This is a genomic window from Bacillus sp. cl96 (genome assembly GCF_900100505.1).
GTDB lineage: Bacteria > Bacillota > Bacilli > Bacillales > Bacillaceae_G > Bacillus_A > Bacillus_A cereus.
Genome location: NZ_FNDM01000008.1, coordinates 117,858 through 139,663, shown reverse-complemented (window position 1 = coordinate 139,663; position 21,806 = coordinate 117,858). Strand labels below are relative to the sequence as shown.

The following is a 21,806-nucleotide window of genomic DNA, read 5'->3' as shown; positions in this document are numbered from 1 at the left end:
TTTCACTATTTCTCAAATTTGGAGCGAATTGCTCCTCTTTCTCGATTTACCGGGTCTTCTTTTTAACAACAAGAAGACGATTTTCTCTACAGAAGTGTAAGTAGCTAGCATGTTCAAGTCTTCTGGACAAACACCTTAAATGAGCTACTTACACTTTATTTGTTTGATACAATTCTCTTACTTAATTAAATCGCCAACAAATTTCGGTAATGCGAATGCTGCATTGTGTAATTCTTTTGTGTAGTATTTCGTTTCGATTTCGTGGAAACGCTCTTCACTTACTTCTAATGGATCATGTTTTTTAGATCCAATTGTGAACGTCCAAAGACCACTTGGGTAAGTTGGAATGTTTGCTGTGTATAAACGAGTGATTGGGAAGATCTCTTTTACGTCTTTAAACACAGTTGTAATTAACTCTGGTGTGAACCAAGGGTTGTCCGTTTGTGCAACGAAAATACCATCTTCTTTTAACGCTTTTGAAATTCCAGCGTAGAAGCCTTTTGTAAATAGGTTTACTGCTGGTCCTACTGGCTCAGTAGAATCTACCATAATTACATCGTATTCATTTTCGCTTTCTGCGATATGTAGGAAACCGTCTCCTACTTTTACTTCTACACGCTCATTATCTAATGCGCCTGCAATTGATGGTAAGTATTGTTTAGAGTACTCAATTACTTTTCCATCGATTTCAACAAGAGTTGCTTTCTTTACACTTGGGTGTTTTAACACTTCACGAATAACACCACCATCACCGCCACCAACAACTAATACGTTTTCAGGGTTTGGATGTGTAAATAAAGGTACGTGCGCTACCATTTCGTGATAAACGAACTCGTCCTTTTCTGTTGTCATAACCATGCCATCTAAAATAAGCATGTTTCCGAACTCTTCCGTTTCAACCATATCAAGTTTTTGGAATTCTGTTTGCTCCGTATGTAATGTGCGGTTAATACGCGCCGTAATCCCAAAATGTTTTGTTTGTTTTTCAGTGAACCATAGTTCCATCGTACAATCACGCCTTTCAATGCAAATTTATAATAGGGACATCATTAATGTCCCCTAACAAAAATAAAACAAAACATCCAAAATGTATAGTTAAAAGTACAAAAATACCGAAAATATATTTTAGTCAGAGGGTTCTAACATATGTGCGGAAAGGGTTTGCACCGTAAAAGGAAAGAAAACCCTTTCTTAAGAAAGGGCTTTTGTCTCTATTTCTACTGGTTTACGAATTGGAATTAGGATCATAATACAACCAACTAACACCACAATTCCACCTACTAAAAACGGACTTTGTGGTGAAACAGTATGACCGATAATTCCTGATAAAATCGGAGCAATCGCACCACCTAACCAACGAACAAAGTTATAAACACCTGACGTAACAGATCTTTCATAAGGTGAAATATCCATTACATAACTTGTGTATAATGCATTGTTTAAGCCAGACGCCAATCCTGATAAAACGATAAGAGTAATTTGTAACCACATAATTTTCACAAAGAATAGTGCAATTAAGAAAATCGCAAATACGAGTAAACTACCCTTCAATAATGTTTTTGGTTCATATTTCCCTTCTAGCTTATGTGCTAAAATTGCAGAACCGTAAGCTAACGCGAGTCCCCATCCGCAAAATACAAAGCCTAATTGAATAGCTGATAAATGCATAATAAGTGGTGAATATGCTAACACGACAAAAAATCCGTAGTAGTATAGCATCCCTGAAATGGCACCTTGCATAAATGGTTTATACTTCACCAGGTTAAGTAATTCCCCTACGCCAGCAGCCTTACGCTTCACTTTTCGTTCTGGTTCTTTTACAAAAAAGAATACTAAAATAAATGCTAAGAAAATTAAAATACTCGTCGCGAAAAACGGATAACGCCAAGAATGACCACCTAATATCCCGCCTAATAACGGTCCGCCAGCCATACCTAAGCCGATAGCTGCTTCGTATAATCCTACTGCTTCATGAACTTCTTTACTTAATGCAATCAATAAAGTCATCGCCGTCGCGAAGAACATCGCATTCCCTAATCCCCATCCAGCGCGGAAAAGAGATAATTGAGCAATCGTTTGTGACATACCACATATAAACGCAAATACAGTCACAATCGCAAGACCGATTGTCATCATCCGTTTATCACCAAATCTCGATGCAAATATACCAGCTGGTAACATCATAATTGCCATCGTTAAAATATAAGCGGTAAATAACATTTCAACTTGCCAATGCGATGCACCAATTTTCTCTGCAATAATCGGCAAAATTGGGTCGACTACTCCTATACCCGAAAAGGCAAGGAAGGTAGCCACCACTGTAATCAATCTCCCTAGTTTTTGTTTGCTCTCCATTTTGATTACTCTCCTTTTGTGCTCTCTAAAAATGTTACTGCACGATGTAAACTATCTTCTAGTTCTGCCTTTACACGTTGCATTTGCTCCATTTTTTCGTCTAACGTTTGCACTTGTTTTTCAAGCATATCTTTAATTTCTTGAATCACTTCACGATCACGAGGATTTTCGCTATTTCTTCTTTGCTCCATTCTTTCTTTTAGTGATAAGAAATGCTGCATTTCTTGAAGTGTGATTCCTAGCACTTCTTTCGCTTCTACAATTCTTTTAATTCTGGCAATATCCTCATCCGTATACAGACGGATATTTCCCTCACTACGTTCTGGGGGATGAATTAAACCAATTTCCTCATAATAACGAAGTGTACGTTTTGTTAAACCGACTTGCTTTGTTACTTCATCAATTTTATACATGTTTATTCCTCCCTTCACTTGATTATTACATTTTACGTTAACGTTAACTTTTCTGCAACTGTTAGACTTTTGTAAATGTTTGTCATATTCAATTGTATTTTCCCTAAAGCAGTTTCATAATAAAAGAAAAGAGATAATAAGGAGAATTTCACATGAGTAAACCACTTATTTTCGCTCACCGCGGAGTAAAAGGAACACATCCCGAAAATACGATGATTGCCTTCCAAGAAGCAGAACGCATTGGTGCTCACGGAATTGAACTCGATGTCCACTTATCAAAAGATGGTGAACTTGTCGTAATTCACGATGAAACCGTCGATCGTACAACAAATGGCGTTGGACTTGTTTCTGAAAAAACGGTAGAGGAACTACAATTATTGGACGCTGGTAGCTATAAAGACCCTTCTTTCCATGAAGCAAAAATCCCAACGTTGCGTGAGGTTTTCATTTGGCTTTCCACAACGAACTTACAACTAAATATTGAATTAAAGACAGATGTTATTCATTACCCAAATATTGAGGAAAAAGCTGTTGCACTTGTGCGTGAATATCATCTTTCTAATCAAATTGTATTTTCATCATTTAACCATGACTCTGTTTCATTATTAGCAGAAATTGCTCCTGAAATCCCAAGAGCAATTTTATATGATACACCACTTACTGATCCAATTTCCGAAGCAAAACATAGAGAAGCAAGTGGATTACATCCAAACTTCCAGTTATTAACGAAAGAATTTGTGCAGTTAGCACAAGAGCAAGGATATGTTTTCCGTCCATATACAATTAACGAATACAAAGATTTACAAACTATGATTGATTATGGTGTAGATGTCATCATTACCGATTGGCCAGCACGTGCCTTTGAGCTCCTTTCTTAATGGAAGGAGCTTTTTATTTTCGAAATTTCATTGTTTAAAATAAACGAAAACCCTCAATACTAATACAATAACGCTTGTATTAATGAGGGGCTGAAAAAAGATGGATCAGACTATGAATCCAAAACTTAAAAAATATAAACGTCTTTTCTTCACCGCAATGTTTTCTTGCGTCCTTTTCTTCGTTTTTTCTTTTTTTGTTATTATTATAGTTGCAAAAATTATGGGACCTCCTCCTGTTGCGGTCCCGCAAACAAGCGTCTTTTACGCAAACGATGATACTGTTATTGGACAAAGTAACGAAATTCAAAAACGTTACAATGTCTCTCTTAATGAAATTTCACCTTATGTAAAAGAAGCGACCCTTTCTATTGAAGATCAAAGATTTTATAAACATCACGGCTTCGATGTGAAACGGATTGCAGGTGCAATTGTTGCTGATTTAAAAGCGATGGCAAAGGTACAAGGAGCTAGTACAATTACACAACAATACGCGCGTAATCTGTATTTAGATCATGATAAAACGTGGAAACGAAAATTATTAGAGGCAATGTACACTATCCGCCTTGAAGTAAACTATAATAAAAATCATATTTTAGAAGGATATTTAAATACAATTTATTACGGACATGGCGCTTATGGCATCGAAGCTGCGTCCCGTCTATATTTCGATAAAACGGCAAAAGAGTTAACATTAGCAGAAGCTAGTATGCTGGCAGGTATCCCGAAAGGGCCAAGTGTCTATTCTCCCTTTTTGAAAGAGGATCGCGCTAAAGGACGACAAGCTCTCATATTAGATGAAATGGTGAAGCAAGGATATATTACGAAGCAACAAGCAACCTTAGCGAAGAAAGAGACACTAACTTTTGCCTCATTAGATACGAAAAAAGTAGCAGAGGTCGCACCATATTTCCAAGATGCTGTACAAGCTTCGCTTCTTCGTGATGTTGGATTAGACGAACAAGCTTTACAACGAGGTGGCTTACGAATTTATACAACGCTAGACCCTAAACTACAAGCTGTAGCAGAACAAGCTGTAAAAGATCATATACCTGACACAACAAACATACAAACTGCTCTCGTCTCTATGAATCCAACGACAGGTGAAGTGGCTGCTCTTGTTGGTGGAACTGATTATAATATGAGTCAATTTAACAGGGCTACACAAGCTGTTCGTCAGCCTGGTTCTACATTTAAGCCATTTCTATATTATGCGGCATTAGAACGAGGATTCACGCCTGCTACGCGCTTAAAAAGCGAATATACTGTATTCACCCTAGGTGACGGCGTTTCAAAGTATAAACCGAAGAACTATAAAGATTATTATGCAGATGATTTCGTAACGATGGCACAAGCTCTCGCAGTCTCTGATAACATTTATGCTGTGAAAACGAATTTGTTTTTAGGAGATGACACGCTAGCAAAAACAGCGAAACAATTTGGAATTAAAAGTGCATTAAAAGATGTGCCTTCTCTAGCTCTCGGTACATCACCAGTAAAACCAATTGAAATGGTTAACGCTTATAGCATGTTCGCAAACGGTGGAAAAGAAGTAAAACCTACTTTCATTCGCCGCATTATGGATCATGAAGGAAATATATTATACGATGCTCATTTAGAGAGTAAACAAGTTCTCGACAAGAGCAAAGCGTTTGTAATGGAAGAAATGATGACTGGTATGTTTAATAAGAAACTAAGCAGTTATGCTGCTGTAACTGGTCAATCGATGTTATCAAAATTATCAAGAACATATGCCGGCAAATCTGGTTCTACTGAAACGGATAGTTGGATGATCGGATTTACTCCGCAAATCGTAACAGGTGTATGGGTCGGATATGATCAACCTAAATCTATTTCAAACGTAGCAGAACAGGGGTATGCGAAGAAAATATGGACTGATACGATGGAGAAGGGCTTAGATGGACAGCCTAAAAAAGAATTTAAACAACCAAGTGACGTCGTAGCGGTTAATATCAATCCAGAGAACGGTAAAATTGCTACAAAAAATTGTCCTATTTCTGTGAAAATGTATTTCGCTAAAGGTACCGAACCGACTGAATATTGTATGGATCACGTCGATGATAAAGAAGAATTTGAAAAAACAACTGAAGAAAAGAAAAAAACAAGTTGGTGGAAAAAATATCTTCCTTGGTAAAAAAAATAGCTGACGGGCATCCGTCAGCTATTTTTTATTCACTTAATAATGCACGGCGCAATTCTTCACTAGATTCGTTCCAAATCGCTTCATTATGTTCTTTCAAGAACGTACCAAGTACCTTTTTAGATGATTCATCCATATGGTCAACCATAATGTGACGCTTCAATGATTTATCCATTTTATTTACGTGTTCTGGAAGTGATTTATATCCGCGGCGAATCTCACGGTCAACTGTCATTTCACAAGCTGTTACACCTGCGTAATACGCACCTGTCGCAGTTCTTTCAATTGTTACCCAAACAAGCCAAAATGGTTTTCCATTTGGAACTTCATCTTTATTTGTTAAAAACTTAATACCTTTTTCTACTGTACTACGCGCATGCATCGCACCGATATCAACGAATGCAGTCTTCTCTAGTACATCAACAAATACAGGTGAAATGTTTTCTAAGCTTAATGCTCCAACACCAAACCCACCATGTCCATCTGTTGAATCATTTTTCACGATATTAAAACCGATTTTTTTCTTTTTCTCTGTCATATGTAAAATCCTCCTCACTTAAAAATTATAAAAGGCCAAAAATAGGCGCAATGATGCTGTCTAAAAATACAAATACATGCGGAATAACTACCTGGAAAATAGGTTGAATTGTGTAATTACTAAGCGGTGTAATAACGAGAATTAATAACGCAATTGCCCCGTATTTTTCATACTGTGTCATTTTTGCGCGAATATTTGCTGGCGCTAAATCTTCCACTACGCGATACCCATCAAGTGGCGGGATCGGTAATAAGTTAAATACAAGTAAAACGATATTCAGCATAATAAAAATCTGGAAAAATTGAGCTAACGTATCTGCCACTGCAGATGGAATTGAGTATAATACACCAAATTTTAATAAGCTATACCAAATAATTAAACCAATTGCACTCAAAATTAAGTTACTAATCGGCCCTGCAATTGAAACTAATATACCTGCCAGACGCGGTCTTTTAAAGTTATATGGATTAACAGGAACTGGTCTTGCCCAACCGAATCCAAGAATTAATACTGCAATCAAACCGATAGGGTCTAAATGGGCCATCGGTGATAACGTTAAACGCCCTTGTCTCTTTGCTGTATCGTCCCCAAATTTATATGCAACATATGCATGTGCAAATTCATGAACGGATAGTGCAATAATAATTGCCATTGCTACTAACGGAATTTCGTGCAATGGATATCTAAATAACTGATCCATACTTCATCTCCTCTTCCATATGTCAAAAAAAGAAATTATTTGTTTTTTCGATTGTTCTTCCCCATAATCCGCTATAATAAGAGTGTAACTTACATAAAAGGAGCGATTGTACATGCCATACGTAACAGTGAAAATGCTAGAAGGACGCACAGAAGAACAAAAGAAAGCTCTTGCTGAGAAAGTAACAGCAGCAGTAAGCGAAACAACTGGTGCTCCTGAAGAAAACATCGTTGTTTTCATCGAAGAAATGTCTAAAAACCATTATGCAGTTGGCGGAAAACGCTTAAGCGACAAATAATTTCAAGTTTTTTCATAAGAAGCAGCCATTAGCTGCTTCTTATTTCTTTCCTTCTAACAACTCAATAATTCTCTCTTTATATTTTCCTTTTCTTCCATCTTCATAGATTAAATCATGTGGATAGAATAGCTTTTGATCCGTTCTTTTCTTACCTGTAATCGCCTCAACAATATCCGACTCACGTGAAAGCTCTCTAAGCTCTCCGTTTGGCATAAGAAGTAGGATTGGTAGACGCTCTTCTTCTTCTCCTGCACGATAAAAGTCATACGGTAAGTCTGATGTTGAATCAACTACTAAATAATACTCCGGATCAAGTCCAATCTTTTTAAATAAACTACTTAATTCCATCCAATTATCTAAACCGTGTTTATCTGTAAACTCTACATATTTAAATAGATTTCGATTCATAAAACGGCGGCATAAATCGCTTAAAATTGGATCTTCTTCTTCCTGCCATACTTGGAAGTAGTAATACATAACGTTCTCGTCTAACTTTAAATAATCCTCTACTGTTACTTCTTCTTCAAATAAAGAATAGAAATGAACAGGATGATTTTTGAATGTATAATACTTCTCGTGCAGTGATTTCGCACGGTGTAAAATCTTCGTTAAAATAACTTCTGCACTTCGCGTTACTGGGTGGAAATATACTTGCCAATACATTTGATAACGACTCATAATGTAATGCTCAACAGCATGCATACCACTATTTTTAATGACTACTTGATCCCCATACGGGCGCATTACACGCAGTATACGTTCCATATCGAAGTTTCCGTACTTTACGCCTGTAAAATAAGCATCTCTTAATAAATAATCCATACGATCCGCATCAATTTGGCTCGAAATCATACTAATTGCTAATTTATTAGTAGACGTTTTTGCAATTACATCTGCTACCTTTTGTGGAAACTCCTTATCAACACGACTTAATACATCATTAATCTCCGTATCGCCAACGATAATCTTTTGCGTAAATTTCTCATGATCTAATGAAAATACTTTTTCAAACGAGTGAGAAAATGGGCCGTGGCCGACATCATGAAGTAATGCCGCACATAAACATAACAATCTATCTTCAGCATTCCAATTTGGTCTGCCATCAAACACATCATCAATCATACGACGAATAATTTCGTATACACCTAACGAATGAGTAAAGCGACTATGCTCTGCACCGTGAAATGTAAAAAATGTCGTTCCAAGCTGCTTAATACGGCGCAAGCGTTGAAATTCTTTCGTTCCGATTAAATCCCAAATAACACGATCACGCACGTGCACATATTTATGTACTGGGTCTTTAAACACTTTTGTTTCGCTGAGTTTGTCGTTTAAATATACCACTTTCCGACATCCCCCTTTCTTTACTACATTCTTACTTTATATTATAAACGAAATGAGAAACAGAAAGAAATGAAAGACTGTATTAATTCCCTTTATAAAAAGAAAAAATCACCTTTACCGAAGTAAAAGTGATTTCCTTTATACATTATTTACCTAAAACGAATTCAGCAACTTCGTCTAAGATCATATCTTTCCCAAGTGGGAAGTAACCTTTGTTTAAGTCTTCATTTTTAATTGTAAATACGTGGTTGTTTTTAACAGCGTTCATGTTTTTCCAAATTGATTCTTCTTGGAATTCTTTCAAGCGCTGAGAACCGTCACCAGTTGTAAACACGAATAAGTAATCTGGGTTGTAATCAATTAAAGCTTCTTTTTGTACTTGTACTAACGGTTTATCAGTTGGTGTACCTTTAACTGCTGGTAGTTTTAAATCATTAAAGATTACGCTACCGTAACCGTAGTCACCGTATACACGGAAAGCATTTGGATATGCAGCCATTTTCATAAATGTTGCTTCACCAGTTTTAGCGACGATTTTGTCATGTAATTTGCTTGCTTTTTCATCATACTTTTTGAACCATTCTTTTGTTTCTTTTTCTTTACCGAAGATTTGACCTACTTCTTCAAATTTTGGACGCCATTGATCTAATGGAGTGTTTAACATAACTGTTGGTGCAATTTTAGATAATTGATCATAAATCTTTTCTTGACGATCATTTACAAGAATTAAATCTGGTTTTGCAGCAGCTACTGCTTCGATGTTAATTTTATCGCCCCAAGCAGAACCAACTGGTTTAACGTCTTTTAGTTTCTTTTCAATATGTGCATCAATTTTTTCTTGAGATGTATTAGCAGTAATAACCGGTTTCATACCGAAAATTAATAATTCTTCTGTTGAACCACTAAGGTCAGCAATTTTCTTTGGGTTTGCAGGAATTTTAATTTCCCCTTTTGCATGTTTTACAGTGCGCTCTTCAGTCTTTGCATCTACTTTCTTTTCTTCTTCTTTGTTAGAACAAGCTGCAAATAGTACAGAAGTCACAACTAGTACCATTGCTAATAGTGCCATTTTAAAATTCTTCATGTTCCCACTCCTTCTAGCTGTATTTATCTTATAAGTTACAACGAACTATAAGAAACAAAGATAACAATTAATTAATATATATTTATTAATTGTTGTTAATAACCCATTCTAACGGGCGTTCAACTTCCCATTCTTATATAAGAAGCTCAACGTCCATTAGAAGTCCCCCTCTTCACGAGGGGGTTCTACTTATGCTTTTTTACGCAATTGATTACTAATCATCGCTAAATCATATGTTAAACAAATTGGCTTACAGTTTACTGGACATGGAACGATTTGAGCTTCAATCTCAAATACGTTACGAAGTGTTTCACTTGTCATAACTTCATCTGGCGTTCCTTGTTTCATTAACTTACCTGCTTTTAATGCAATCATATGATCGGAGAAACGAGAAGCGTGATTTAAGTCATGGATAACCATAACAATCGTTCTACCTTCTTCTTCATTTAACTTTTTCAATAAGTTTAATACTTCTAATTGATGAGCCATATCTAAGTACGTCGTTGGTTCATCCAATACAAGTAATTCTGTTCCTTGTGCAAGAGCCATTGCAATCCAAACACGTTGACGTTGACCGCCTGATAGCGCTTCTGCTGGACGATTCGCAAATTCTTTCATTCCTGTCACTTCAAGTGCCCAGTTAATGTAGCGATAATCCTCTTCTTTTAACGTGCCAAACCCTTTTTGATGAGGGAATCTTCCATATGACACAAGCTCAAATACAGTAAGACCCGTTGGCACTTCTGCAGTTTGTGGTAAAATCGCCATTTTCTTTGCAATTTCTTTCGTTGGCTGTTTCTCAATTGCTTTTCCGTCAAGATAAACAGTACCTTGCTTTGCCTTCAAAATACGAGACGCCGTTTTTAATAATGTGGACTTCCCACAACCATTTGGTCCAATAATTGTTGTAATTTTCCCTTCCGGAATTTCAACTGTTAATCCATCAATAATTAAACCTTCATTATAGCCAACCGATACCGCATCCACCGCTAAAGTTGCCATACGAAAAGCCTCCCTTTATTTTGTCCTCATAAGTAAATAAATAAAATACGGTGCACCAATTACAGAAATAACAAGACCGACTGGTATTTCTGAAGTTGTTAGTACACTTCTTGAAATTACGTCTGCGAATAAAAGTAAAAACGTTCCTATTAGCGCAGCTGTGGGCAACATAATTTGATGTTTACCACCAACAAGGCGCCTTGCTAAATGCGGGGCCATTAAACCGATAAAGCCAATTCCGCCGGCAACAGCAACAGATGCCCCTGCTAAACAAACTGCAATAAATAATAATTTACGTCTTTCTTTTTCTACGTTTACACCAAGGCCAACTGCTGTAGAATCGCCTAGGTTCATTACATTTAATATGTGTGCTTTACTTATAGCAAGCGGTAAGAAAATAACCATCCATGGAAGTACACTTAATACGAATTTCCAATCTGTACCCCATAGACTTCCCGCCAGCCAAATCGTAGCAAAACGAAAATCGTTAGATGTCATCTTCATAGAGAAAATTAAACTAACAGCTCCAAATCCAGCTGCAACGGCAATACCCACTAGTATTAATCGAGTCGATGAAACGCCGTCTTTCCATGCTAGTAAATAAATAATTACCGCTGCTAATATCGCTCCAACTAGTGCGAAGAATGGGAGAATGAATACAGATAAAAATGTACCAGTCCCTACTTTCCCGAAGAAGAAGTAGACGAATATAACAACTGTTAATCCCGCTCCAGCATTAATACCTATAATACCTGGATCAGCAAGAGGATTTCGTGATAAACCTTGCAAAATCGCGCCTGACATAGCTAAAGCAGATCCGACTAGTATAGCAATTACCATACGCGGCATACGGAATTCAAATAAAATAACAGACTGATCTTCAGCCCCTAGTCCAACCAATGACTTTAATACGTCCATTGGCGGGATTTTAAAAGTTCCTGTATTTAAACTAATAAGAAATATAGAAACGATTAGTCCTACTAAAATCGTTAATATAGAAATGTTCTTTTTTGTTAAGACACTCGTCCTCACATCTTTCCTCTCCCTTCATTACGTGCTAAGTAGAGGAAGAATGGAACCCCAATTAGCGCTGTAATTGCTCCAATTGGCGTTTCAAATGGCGGGTTAATAACGCGAGATAACATATCTGCACATTCAATTAACAGCCCACCTAAGACCGCAGAACATGGAATAACCCATCTATAGTCCGAGCCTACGAGGAAACGAGTCATATGCGGAATTACAAGACCAACAAATCCAACTGATCCTGCCATGGAAACTGCGGAACCCGTTAAAACAAGAACAAGTACTGTTCCGATAAATTTAATCAATGTCGTATTTTGACCAAGTCCAATCGCAATTTCTTCACCGAAGCTCAAAATTGTAATATATCTCGACATCATAATTGCGATAAAAAGACAAATAAGGCCAATTGGCACTAACATATTAATACTTTGCCATTTCACTCCAGCGACTCCGCCTGCATTCCACATACTCACCTCTTGGGCAAGATTGAAATACAATGCGATTCCAGATGAAATTGCCCCTAATAAAGCACTAATAGCTGCACCTGCTAAAGCTAATTTCACAGGTGTTAATCCACCTGGTGAAGAAGATCCAATTCCATATACAATGCTTGCACCAAACGCAGCTCCAATAAAAGATGCGATAACAAACATTAAATAAGGTGAATTAGGGAAAAATGCATACATAATTGCAATTCCAAATACAGCTCCATCTGTAATCCCCATTAACGATGGTGAAGCAAGTGGATTTCGCGTCATACCTTGCATAATTGCTCCTGATACCGCTAAAAAGGCACCTGCAACTACGCCCCCTATTGCTCTAGGCATGCGAAGCTCTTGAATTACGTTATGATGTGTAATAGATCCATCAAACTGAAATACAGCTTGCCATACAGTCTTTAAACTAATATCTGCAGCCCCAAAAGAAATAGAAACTGCCATGCTTAAAGCTAACAAAATTGTACCCGCTACTAAAATAATAGAAGCGATGAGCGGTCTGCTCTTAATCTCTTTAACATTCTCTTCTTGCTGTTCTATACTGCTTGCGCTCGCTTCCATCCCTCAACCATCCTAACCAACAACATATATTTATTGAAATGAAATTTATTCTCAAATAGTAATAAAAAAATTAGGTGAATTGTTATTTCCCTGATAATGATTCTCAGAATCAGACACTTCTATTCTACCTATCGCTTTAAAAGACTGTCAACCATTATTTTGAAATATAAATTTATACAAATTGGTATTTTAATACAAAAGTTATGTTCATCCTTTAGAAAATGTTCGTCCACACAAGAGTACTTTCGCAGAATAAATCATTCCTCTTATGGGCATAAAAAAAGAAGAGTAATCTTTTCACTCTTCTTTTTCTTACTTATTTAACTTTGCTTCAATTTTCACGATTAACTCATCTTCTGTTGGAGCCGCAACTGGACGGTTATTTACAAATGCGAATGATTTTTTACGACCAGGACCACAGTAAGACTGACATCCAACTTCAATCGTTGCACATGAATCTACTTTTTTTAACTTCGGAACTAACGTTTTAATGTTCGTTGCCTGACAGTCATCGCACACGCGAAACTCGTTTCCCATTACATAACACTTCCTCTATTTTCAACTTTTCTCAAGTACATTTAAAAATAAACACTAAATGGTATTTTACCGCTCTTTGAAGCTCGTTGCAAGTTTCCCTACAAAGCCTATTCTCTACATAATGATACATATTTATATGCTCTCCTACAGAAGCGCTCACCATTCATGGGAAAATTTTTACCTTTCATCGAAATCTACCATATTTTTAAAAGCTTTGTATAAAAGTTTATTTTTTTGCCCATTATAAAAATAGGAAGTTCATAAAAAGAAAGGGAGTTGAATCTATGAAAGTAAGACAAGATGCTTGGACAGATGAGGATGATTTATTACTTGCTGAAACGGTACTTCGTCATGTTAGAGAAGGAAGTACGCAATTAAATGCATTTGAGGAAGTAGGGGATCAGTTAAATCGTACATCTGCTGCTTGTGGTTTCCGCTGGAATGCTGTTGTTCGCTATAGCTATGAACAAGCTCTTCAACTAGCAAAAAAACATCGTAAAGATAAAATGCGTGCTGCAAGCGGTGAACAAGCGAAAAAACGTTTACTTTATACACCACCAGCTTCAGATTCGATAACTGATTATGAAGAATTAGTACAAGAAGAATCAATCGTACAATATAAAGAAGCTATTCCATATCAAGAATCTACTGCTCCTGCTGCAAGAAGCTCTATGACAATGCAAGATGTTATTTATTTTTTACAAACAGTCGGATCTTCAAATATAAAAGTGACAGCTCTTGAAAACGAGAATACGAGATTGAAACAAGAAATTAAAGCACAAATCCTTCGGAATGAGGAACTAGAAAAGAAACTAGAAAAATTAGAAAAGCAATCTCATACTGTACAAGAAGATTACGAAACACTTATGAACATTATGAACCGTGCTCGTAAATTGGCAGTCATGGATGACGAAGAACGTTCTCAAACATCTTTCCGAATGGACCGAAACGGTAATTTAGAAAAAATTGCAGAATAAGAAGGATGCATGCAATGCATCCTTTTTATTATTTCACCTCTAAGCTCCCCCTTTATATGTGAGAAAACTCCATTCTTCATTTTTTGCTATAATAGAGATTGTCATTTTAAAGATAAGGGGTTAGTTATATGAGCAATTCCCGTTCCATTTTATCTCAGCCAGAGTGGCGCATTGTAGATCAGTCTAGTTTGGGACCAACATTCCATGCACTTCAGTCATTCGCAATGGATGACACATTATGCACAAGCATTGGAAATGGCAAGTCAGCCGCAACAATGCGTTCTTGGGTTCATCACAATACAATTGTCCTTGGCATTCAAGATTCACGCCTTCCGCATTTAGAAGAAGGTATTTCTTTTTTAAAACAACACAACTTCAATGTTATTGTTCGTAATTCTGGCGGGCTTGCAGTCGTGCTTGATGAAGGTGTTTTAAACGTATCACTTTTATTCCAAGAAACAGAAAAAGGTATCGATATTGATCTTGGATACGATACAATGTGGCATTTGATTAAGGAGATGTTAAAGGATTACGACGTTACTATCGAGGCAAAAGAAATTGTTGGCTCTTACTGTCCTGGTAGTTATGACTTAAGTATTCGCGATCAAAAATTCGCTGGTATTTCACAACGTCGTATTCGCGGGGGGGTCGCTGTCCAAATTTATCTCTGTGCTACCGGAAGTGGCTCTGAGCGTGCCGCACTCGTTCGTGATTTCTATAACCTAGCAATTCAAGGAGAAGAAACACGCTTTACGTACCCTGAAATTGTACCAAGTACGATGGCCTCACTCTCAGAATTACTTGGCGAAACCATTACAGTACAAGATTTAATGATGCGTCTTTTAAAAACATTGCAGCAATTCGCTCCAAAGTTAACACCATCTCAATTAACAATAGATGAGATTCCTTTATATGAGACGAATTTACAACGTATTATTGATCGTAATAATAAAGCACTTGGCTTAGAAAAATAAAGACCGTCGCTATTATAGCGACGGTCTTTGTTTCAATTCATTATAGAATTAAAGTGCTTGAGCTGCTGTAATTAAAGCTAACTTGTACACTTCTTCTTCGTTACATCCACGAGACAGATCATTTACAGGCATGTTTAAGCCTTGTAAGATTGGTCCTACTGCTTCGAAGTTACCTAAACGTTGAGCGATTTTGTAGCCAATATTACCAGCTTCTAAGCTTGGGAATACGAATACGTTAGCATCACCTTTAATTGTAGAACCTGGAGCTTTTTTCTCAGCTACAGATGGTACGAATGCAGCATCGAATTGGAATTCTCCATCTAAAGTTAACTCAGGAGCCATTTCTTTTGCAATGCGAGTTGCTTCTACAACTTTTTCTGTTTCTGGAGATTTCGCAGAACCTTTTGTAGAGAAGCTTAACATAGCAACGCGTGGATCAATGCCGAATAACTCAGCTGTTTTCGCACTTTCGATACCGATTTCAGCTAAATCTTGGCTGTTTGGTGCAATGTTAATTGCGCAATCAGCGAATACATATTTCTCTTCTTCACGTACCATGATGAATACGCCAGAAGTTTTTGTAACGCCTGGTTTTGTTTTAATAATTTGAAGTGCTGGACGAACTGTATCAGCTGTAGAGTGAGCTGCACCACTTACTAAACCGTGTGCTTTGCCCATGTATACAAGCATTGTACCGAAGTAGTTTTCGTCTTTAAGGATTTTGCGAGCGTCTTCTTCAGTTGCTTTACCTTTACGGCGTTCAACGAAAGATGCTACCATTGCATCCATTTCTTCGTATGTAGCTGGATCGTAAATATCAACGCCTGCTAATGTTAAATTCATGCTAGCAGCTTTTGCGCTAATTTCTTCCTTATCACCAACTAAGATTGGTTTTACTAACTCTTCTTTCGCTAAACGCTCTGCAGCGCCTAAAATTCTTTCATCAGTTCCTTCAGGAAGTACGATAGAAATGCCTTTTCCTTGAACTTTTTCTTTTACTGTTGTAAATAAGTTGCTCACGAATAAACCCTCCTACATATGTTAAAAAAACTCTATCTTTAAGAATACTGCTTTTCTTCTATATTTTAAACTTATAGCTCCCAAAAAATAGATAAAATAAAAATGATTATATTTTCATAAAATTCAGCCGTTAAATTCACCTTGCTTAAACACTTAAATGTGACAATTTTATGCGCCAAGGTTTTATATAGATGATTTTAAAACTATATATGCTATATTTAACGTGTAAAACTATCATTAACTGAGGTGAATAGAATGAGTGAAGCAACAACAACGTTAGATGGCTGGTATTGTTTACATGATTTACGTTCTATTGATTGGGCTGCATGGAAAACATTATCTAGCGACGAACGCGGACAAGCAGTGTCTGAATTTTTAAATGTCGTTGAAAAATGGAACGAAGTAGCTACTGCGAAAAAAGGTAGTCACGCAATGTATACAGTTGTTGGCCAAAAAGCTGATATTATGCTTATGATTTTACGTCCAAAAATGGAAGAGTTAAATGAAATTGAGACAGAATTGAATAAAACAACTTTAGCTGAATATATGGTTCCTGCATATTCTTACGTATCTGTTGTTGAATTAAGCAACTACCTTCCAGCTGATGAGGATCCATACCAAAACCCGCAAATTTTAGCTCGTTTATATCCTGAATTACCGAAAGCAAATCATATTTGCTTCTATCCAATGGATAAGCGTCGCCAAGGTGATGACAACTGGTACATGCTTCCTATGGAAGAACGTAAAAAAATGATGTACAGCCATAGTAAAATTGGTCGTCAATACGCAGGTAAAGTACGCCAAGTGATTTCAGGATCTGTTGGATTCGACGATTTCGAATGGGGCGTAACATTATTCGCTGACGATGTTCTTCAATTTAAGAAACTTATATACGAAATGCGCTTCGATGAAGTAAGTGCTCGTTATGGTGAATTTGGAACATTCTTCGTTGGAAACATTTTACCAGACGAAAAAGTAGAGAAATTTTTACACATATAAATGGTGAAAAGGAACGAAATTCGTTCCTTTTTTTATTCTTCTCTATATTTATCCTCAAAAATCTCCTTTTTTCTACACTTTTGAAGAAAAACCAACATTTTTTCAAATTTCTTGTAAAATTGTAACCTTTTTATATGTAAAGATATGCTAAAATGATACGAGCTATATGCTAAATAACTGATGCGAAGGTGATAATCTATATGAAAAAAATCTTGTCTATTTTACTATTGCTTGTATTGTCAATTTCTTCCTTAGGAGTAACAACATCCCATGCGGAAGAAAAAATACATATTGAGGCGGCTGCTGCACTTTTATTTGATGCAGATACAGGAAAAATACTTCACGAGCAAAATCCAGATGAATTGCTAGCTATTGCTAGTATGTCAAAATTAATTGTTGTTTACGCTGTTTTAGAAGCAATTAAAGAAGGAAAAATCACATGGGATACGAAAGTAAATATTTCTGATTACGCTTATGAAGTCTCTCGTAATAATGAATTCTCTAATGTACCGTTCGAAAAAGGACGTCAATATACTGTAAAAGAATTATATCATTCTATTGTTATATTCTCTGCAAATGGATCTAGTATTGCTTTAGCAGAACTTCTTGCAGGAAGTGAGAAAAACTTCTTAAATCTTGCAAATGAACATGCTAAAAAGCTAGGATTAAAGAAATATAAATTTGTAAACGCTACTGGCTTAAATAACGCTGACTTAAAAGGAAAACATCCTGAGGGTACTGATCCAAATGCAGAAAACTCTATGTCAGCTCGTGATATGGGTATGCTTTCAAAAGCAATGATTACAAAGTATCCAGAAATGCTAGAGGATACAAAACAAAGATTTAGAAACTTCCCAGACAATCACCCAAAACCAATTCGTATGGAAAACTGGAATTGGATGTTACCAGGAGCTGCTTTCGCTTATGAAGGTACTGATGGTTTAAAAACCGGAAGTTCTGATACAGCTGGATACGGATTTACCATTACTGCTAAACGTGGTGATGTACGTCTTATCTCGGTTATTATTAAAACAAAATCAATGGATGAACGTTTCACGGAATCTCGTGAATTAATCGAATATGGATTTAATAACTTTGAAAAACAAAAACTAAAAGTTAATAAAAACAATACAATCTCTGTAGTAAAAGGGAAAGAAGACCAAGTAACTGTTGCACCCGAAAAAGAAATAACAGTAATTGCGAAAAAAGGTAGCAAAGAGCCTTATAAAATTGGAACTGAATTAGATAAATCTCTTTCTGAAGATGGACATTTAGTTGCCCCTATTAAGAAAGATACCAAAGTAGGCTCAATTACTTTAGAATCAACTGATAAATATGGTTTCTTAGACGGTAGTAAAAGTATGAAAGTTACTGCAAAAACGACAGAGGAAGTTGAAAAAGCAAATTGGTTTGTGTTAACAATGCGCTCTATTGGTGATTTCTTCTCAAACTTATGGTCTAAAATTTTTTAATAAAAAAGCTGGCTCACGCTAGCTTTTTTTATTTTCCACTCTCAATGTAAAACTTCGTTTGGTTGTCATATCTGAGTCCTTTTTCTCATACGTATGAACTAGTAATTGTTACACACTTCATCTAGAGATAAAGTGAAACTTTAATCAGTGGGGGAATCCCCCGCTGATTATTAGTTGAACCAATCGGGCGTTTACGGGCAGTTTGATCTCCCATCTAATTTCTTTACTTCAACCAAATTTTAGGGCAGGAGTCTTACTGCCCGTTAATGCGGGATAAACCTCTTTCCAAAAGGTATTACAAAAAGAGAGGTGACACATAATGGGCGTTATTGCTTATAACGAAGAAGATGTAAAGTTGTTGGCTAGACTGATGCGTGCTGAAGCCGAAGGAGAAGGGCAACAAGGAATGTTAATGGTCGGAAACGTTGGAGTAAATCGTGTCCGCGGAAATTGTTTAGATTTTAGAAAAATACGTAATTTACGTCAAATGGTTTATCAAAATCCTGGTGGTTTTGAGGCAACACAAAAAGGGTATTTTTATCAAAGAGCCAGGGAACAAGATATCGCCTTAGCAAGGCGAACTATTCAAGGACAACGTTTTTGGCCCGCTAACTTTGCCTTATGGTTCTTTAGACCTGAAGGTCCTTGTCCGCCAACTTGGTATAACCAACAAAACTCTGGTCGCTTCAAAAAGCACTGCTTCTTCCAACCATCTGGCGAAGACTGCCCTAGCGTATATTAAGAGATGAAAATGAGGAGGGATTTTTGAATGGCACAGCAACAAAATCCGTACTATGGAACAGGTTTTTATCAACCATCTGGAACTTATGTACAACCGCAACAAATGACTCAACAACAGCAGCAAGCGATGCAACAACAAACAGCTCAAGCTGCGCAAGCTCAATATGCAATTTCTCAAGGCATGTTACCTCTAGAGCAATCCTATATTGAAAATATCCTTCGTTTAAACAAAGGTAAGCAAGCTACAGTTGTAATGACTTATGAACGTGGCAGTTCCCTTGGTACACAATCTTATACAGGTATTATTGAAGCAGCTGGCCGTGACCATATCGTTATTAGTGAACCGCAATCAGGAAAACGCTATTTACTATTAATGATCTACTTAGATTACGTAGAATTTCCAGAAGAAATTACGTATTTACCTAGTCAACAAGCAACTTATACTCCAAGACCATAAAAAAAGCTGGCAAATGCCAGCTTTTGTTTTTTATAATCCTTTTACAACTGCAGTCCCTACTAGAATCCACGCCACAATAAACGCTACACCACCAAGAGGTGTAATTGGGCCAAAGAACTTAATGCCTGTCGTACTTAATGCATACAAACTACCTGAGAACATAATAATCCCAGCTACCATTAGCCAACCAGCAGTAGTTAAAAGTGATGATTGAACCTTATCCATCAATAAAGCAACTACGAATAATCCACCTGCATGAAACATCTGATATGTAACGCCTGTTTTCCAAACTTCTAACATTTTCGCAGAAATTTTATTTTCTAAACCGTGTGCTCCAAAGGCCCCTAACGCAACAGATAGCCCCGCTGCAATACAACCTAGTAAAAAGAAAATTTTCATCTTAATTCCCCTTTTTTACCTTTATCATAAGCAATTTTTTCATATAAGCCAAACGATTTATCTTCTAAAAATCAAATAAAGAATTACCGTTTGCATCACTTTCTTTTATATATACCGGCTCCCCAGAAACAGGTGCAATTGGTTGCATAGTTGTTACTGGTTGTGATCCAATTACTTGCGATGGAATTTGCGGTTCTCTATATGTAGATGTTTCAACTTGTTCATCTAATAATAAGTCACATAAAGCACGCACAACTAATAAATGTTCTTTTGACTTTTGTCCTTCACTACTTTTTGCCTTCGCAATTTCATTCGCCATTTTATTTAAAATCTTGTCGCTAGATATTTGCATTCCTTCTCACCTCGTACTTTGTAATTCTTTCTCGAATTGCCCCAATTTCTCTACTGAACCAAATACTATTATCATATCACGTTCTTTCAATTTTTCCTGCCCTGCTGGATTATGTATAATATCCCCATTTCTTGAAATCGCTAATATTGTTACATCAAACTGATTCCTTACATTACTCTCTAGTAACGATTTACCAACTAATATTGAATCTTTTCCAACTAGAATTTCTTCAATGACAAATGACTGTTCTATTCCATACAACACTGTATCAATATAATGAACGGTTAATGGATTTGCAATACCTTTTGCGATATGAATACCCGCCATACTAGATGGATTAATAACCTTATTTGCACCGGCACGCCTTAATTTCTCTTCAGTTTCTGGCTTTTCAGATCTCGCCACAATTTTAATCGTATCGTTTAACCCTCTTGCTGTTAATGTAATAAATACATTTTCGGCATCATTTGCAACAATAGCAACTAAACCAGCTGCTTTTAAAATTCCGGCATTATGTAATACTTGATCTTCTGTTGCATCTCCATGTACAAATAAAAGCTTTTCCTGCTCCAATATACTTTCATCTTTATCAACAACGACAAATGGAATATTCTTTTCTTGCAATTCATGTACAACTTGAAGCCCCACTCTACCGCAACCACATACTATAATATGATTTTTCAACTGCGCTATTTGTTTATCCATCTTCTTCCTCCGTACTGCATGAAATAAATTCCCTTCAATAATCATAGCGGCCACTACCCCAATTGCATACGTAACAATACCTACGCCAACAGGAATAATAAGAAGCGCAAATACTTTCCCCGCTTGCGTTACAGGAACAGCATCTCCGTATCCAACAGTCAATACAGTAATCATTGTCATCCAAAATGCTTGAAACAAACTAATCTCTTCAATCGTCATAAATCCTATCGTTCCTAGAATTACAACAAAAGTCATACATATAACTGCTATCCATAATTGCTTACGTGCATTCATACCGTGTTTCAACTCTTTTCTCTAT

General features: G+C 36.7%; 24 protein-coding genes. 9 read left to right on the top strand and 15 right to left on the bottom strand.

Annotated features, from left to right (window positions below; translation table 11 throughout):
* Window positions 1–177: 177 nt before the first annotated feature.
* The 3 genes from speE to BLT20_RS18425 all read right to left on the bottom strand — a co-directional run bounded on the left by speE (window position 178) and on the right by BLT20_RS18425 (window position 2,768).
* The gene (gene speE, locus BLT20_RS18435) at window positions 178–1,005 is read right to left on the bottom strand and encodes a polyamine aminopropyltransferase (RefSeq protein ID WP_000424696.1); all 828 of its coding nucleotides are present in this window, start codon (window positions 1,003–1,005) and stop codon (window positions 178–180) included.
* Between the two features lie 186 nt (window positions 1,006–1,191).
* Complete coding sequence (locus BLT20_RS18430; RefSeq protein WP_000444228.1) at window positions 1,192–2,355, bottom strand: MFS transporter; 1,164 nt, start codon at window positions 2,353–2,355, stop codon at window positions 1,192–1,194.
* Between the two features lie 5 nt (window positions 2,356–2,360).
* A complete protein-coding gene (locus tag BLT20_RS18425; RefSeq protein ID WP_000276560.1) occupies window positions 2,361–2,768 on the bottom strand; it encodes a MerR family transcriptional regulator in 408 nt (135 codons plus the stop codon).
* A 152-nt stretch (window positions 2,769–2,920) separates the two neighbouring features.
* Here BLT20_RS18425 and BLT20_RS18420 point away from each other — a divergent pair, with 152 nt between their 5' ends.
* Together BLT20_RS18420 and BLT20_RS18415 are read left to right on the top strand one after the other, a co-directional pair.
* Window positions 2,921–3,646 carry a glycerophosphodiester phosphodiesterase gene (locus BLT20_RS18420; protein WP_000042779.1) on the top strand — a complete coding sequence of 242 codons (726 nt, stop codon included), beginning with the start codon at window positions 2,921–2,923 and terminating at the stop codon, window positions 3,644–3,646.
* 100 nt (window positions 3,647–3,746) lie between these two features.
* On the top strand, window positions 3,747–5,798 hold the full coding sequence (locus tag BLT20_RS18415) for a transglycosylase domain-containing protein (protein WP_000372958.1): 2,052 nt from the start codon (window positions 3,747–3,749) through the stop codon (window positions 5,796–5,798).
* A 34-nt stretch (window positions 5,799–5,832) separates the two neighbouring features.
* Here the strand turns inward: BLT20_RS18415 and BLT20_RS18410 are convergent, their stop codons facing one another.
* Both BLT20_RS18410 and BLT20_RS18405 read right to left on the bottom strand, forming a co-directional pair.
* A complete protein-coding gene (locus tag BLT20_RS18410) occupies window positions 5,833–6,342 on the bottom strand; it encodes a YwhD family protein (RefSeq protein ID WP_000136678.1) in 510 nt (169 codons plus the stop codon).
* A gap of 25 nt (window positions 6,343–6,367) precedes the next feature.
* Window positions 6,368–7,042 (bottom strand): site-2 protease family protein, encoded by a 675-nt coding sequence (locus BLT20_RS18405; RefSeq protein ID WP_000372445.1) that lies wholly within the window; start codon window positions 7,040–7,042, stop codon window positions 6,368–6,370.
* 112 nt (window positions 7,043–7,154) lie between these two features.
* Here BLT20_RS18405 and BLT20_RS18400 point away from each other — a divergent pair, with 112 nt between their 5' ends.
* Window positions 7,155–7,340 (top strand): 2-hydroxymuconate tautomerase, encoded by a 186-nt coding sequence (locus BLT20_RS18400; protein WP_001147171.1) that lies wholly within the window; start codon window positions 7,155–7,157, stop codon window positions 7,338–7,340.
* Between the two features lie 39 nt (window positions 7,341–7,379).
* On the opposite strand, the gene BLT20_RS18395 is transcribed toward BLT20_RS18400, so the two are convergent.
* From BLT20_RS18395 to BLT20_RS18370, 6 genes are all read right to left on the bottom strand, one after another.
* The gene (locus tag BLT20_RS18395) at window positions 7,380–8,684 is read right to left on the bottom strand and encodes an HD domain-containing protein (protein WP_000262728.1); all 1,305 of its coding nucleotides are present in this window, start codon (window positions 8,682–8,684) and stop codon (window positions 7,380–7,382) included.
* A 145-nt stretch (window positions 8,685–8,829) separates the two neighbouring features.
* Complete coding sequence (locus BLT20_RS18390) at window positions 8,830–9,768, bottom strand: ABC transporter substrate-binding protein (RefSeq protein WP_000787734.1); 939 nt, start codon at window positions 9,766–9,768, stop codon at window positions 8,830–8,832.
* A 189-nt stretch (window positions 9,769–9,957) separates the two neighbouring features.
* Window positions 9,958–10,770, bottom strand: a complete 813-nt coding sequence (locus BLT20_RS18385; RefSeq protein WP_000212068.1) for an ABC transporter ATP-binding protein — start codon at window positions 10,768–10,770, stop codon at window positions 9,958–9,960.
* 15 nt (window positions 10,771–10,785) lie between these two features.
* Window positions 10,786–11,802 carry a FecCD family ABC transporter permease gene (locus BLT20_RS18380; RefSeq protein ID WP_001260757.1) on the bottom strand — a complete coding sequence of 339 codons (1,017 nt, stop codon included), beginning with the start codon at window positions 11,800–11,802 and terminating at the stop codon, window positions 10,786–10,788.
* Window positions 11,799–12,854 (bottom strand): FecCD family ABC transporter permease, encoded by a 1,056-nt coding sequence (locus BLT20_RS18375; RefSeq protein WP_000388293.1) that lies wholly within the window; start codon window positions 12,852–12,854, stop codon window positions 11,799–11,801. The genes BLT20_RS18380 and BLT20_RS18375 overlap by 4 nt, the downstream gene beginning before the upstream one ends.
* Before the next feature lie 312 nt (window positions 12,855–13,166).
* On the bottom strand, window positions 13,167–13,391 hold the full coding sequence (locus tag BLT20_RS18370) for a YuzB family protein (protein ID WP_000526071.1): 225 nt from the start codon (window positions 13,389–13,391) through the stop codon (window positions 13,167–13,169).
* A 284-nt stretch (window positions 13,392–13,675) separates the two neighbouring features.
* Here BLT20_RS18370 and BLT20_RS18365 point away from each other — a divergent pair, with 284 nt between their 5' ends.
* A complete protein-coding gene (locus BLT20_RS18365; RefSeq protein ID WP_000868358.1) occupies window positions 13,676–14,368 on the top strand; it encodes an RsfA family transcriptional regulator in 693 nt (230 codons plus the stop codon).
* 128 nt (window positions 14,369–14,496) lie between these two features.
* On the top strand, window positions 14,497–15,342 hold the full coding sequence (locus BLT20_RS18360; RefSeq protein ID WP_000071943.1) for an octanoyl-[GcvH]:protein N-octanoyltransferase: 846 nt from the start codon (window positions 14,497–14,499) through the stop codon (window positions 15,340–15,342).
* A 48-nt stretch (window positions 15,343–15,390) separates the two neighbouring features.
* Here BLT20_RS18360 and pta read toward each other — a convergent pair whose 3' ends face one another.
* Window positions 15,391–16,362 carry a phosphate acetyltransferase gene (gene pta, locus BLT20_RS18355; RefSeq protein ID WP_000067212.1) on the bottom strand — a complete coding sequence of 324 codons (972 nt, stop codon included), beginning with the start codon at window positions 16,360–16,362 and terminating at the stop codon, window positions 15,391–15,393.
* Between the two features lie 255 nt (window positions 16,363–16,617).
* On the opposite strand from pta, the gene hemQ reads away from it, so the two are divergent.
* The 4 genes from hemQ to gerQ all read left to right on the top strand — a co-directional run bounded on the left by hemQ (window position 16,618) and on the right by gerQ (window position 20,031).
* Window positions 16,618–17,361 carry a hydrogen peroxide-dependent heme synthase gene (gene hemQ, locus BLT20_RS18350; RefSeq protein ID WP_073339269.1) on the top strand — a complete coding sequence of 248 codons (744 nt, stop codon included), beginning with the start codon at window positions 16,618–16,620 and terminating at the stop codon, window positions 17,359–17,361.
* A 200-nt stretch (window positions 17,362–17,561) separates the two neighbouring features.
* Complete coding sequence (locus tag BLT20_RS18345) at window positions 17,562–18,833, top strand: serine hydrolase (RefSeq protein WP_000722869.1); 1,272 nt, start codon at window positions 17,562–17,564, stop codon at window positions 18,831–18,833.
* Between the two features lie 319 nt (window positions 18,834–19,152).
* Entirely contained in the window at window positions 19,153–19,575 is a 423-nt protein-coding gene (gene cwlJ, locus BLT20_RS18340; protein WP_000538169.1) for a cell wall hydrolase CwlJ, read from the top strand.
* A gap of 27 nt (window positions 19,576–19,602) precedes the next feature.
* Entirely contained in the window at window positions 19,603–20,031 is a 429-nt protein-coding gene (gene gerQ / locus BLT20_RS18335) for a spore coat protein GerQ (RefSeq protein WP_000068652.1), read from the top strand.
* A gap of 30 nt (window positions 20,032–20,061) precedes the next feature.
* Here the strand turns inward: gerQ and BLT20_RS18330 are convergent, their stop codons facing one another.
* The 3 genes from BLT20_RS18330 to BLT20_RS18320 all read right to left on the bottom strand — a co-directional run bounded on the left by BLT20_RS18330 (window position 20,062) and on the right by BLT20_RS18320 (window position 21,781).
* Window positions 20,062–20,430, bottom strand: coding sequence for a DUF423 domain-containing protein (locus BLT20_RS18330; protein ID WP_000688315.1), 369 nt, complete (start codon window positions 20,428–20,430; stop codon window positions 20,062–20,064).
* A gap of 64 nt (window positions 20,431–20,494) precedes the next feature.
* Window positions 20,495–20,782: a YwdI family protein gene (locus BLT20_RS18325; protein WP_001167352.1), complete on the bottom strand. Its 288-nt coding sequence runs from the start codon at window positions 20,780–20,782 to the stop codon at window positions 20,495–20,497.
* A gap of 6 nt (window positions 20,783–20,788) precedes the next feature.
* Complete coding sequence (locus tag BLT20_RS18320; protein ID WP_000993980.1) at window positions 20,789–21,781, bottom strand: potassium channel family protein; 993 nt, start codon at window positions 21,779–21,781, stop codon at window positions 20,789–20,791.
* Window positions 21,782–21,806 lie beyond the last annotated feature (25 nt).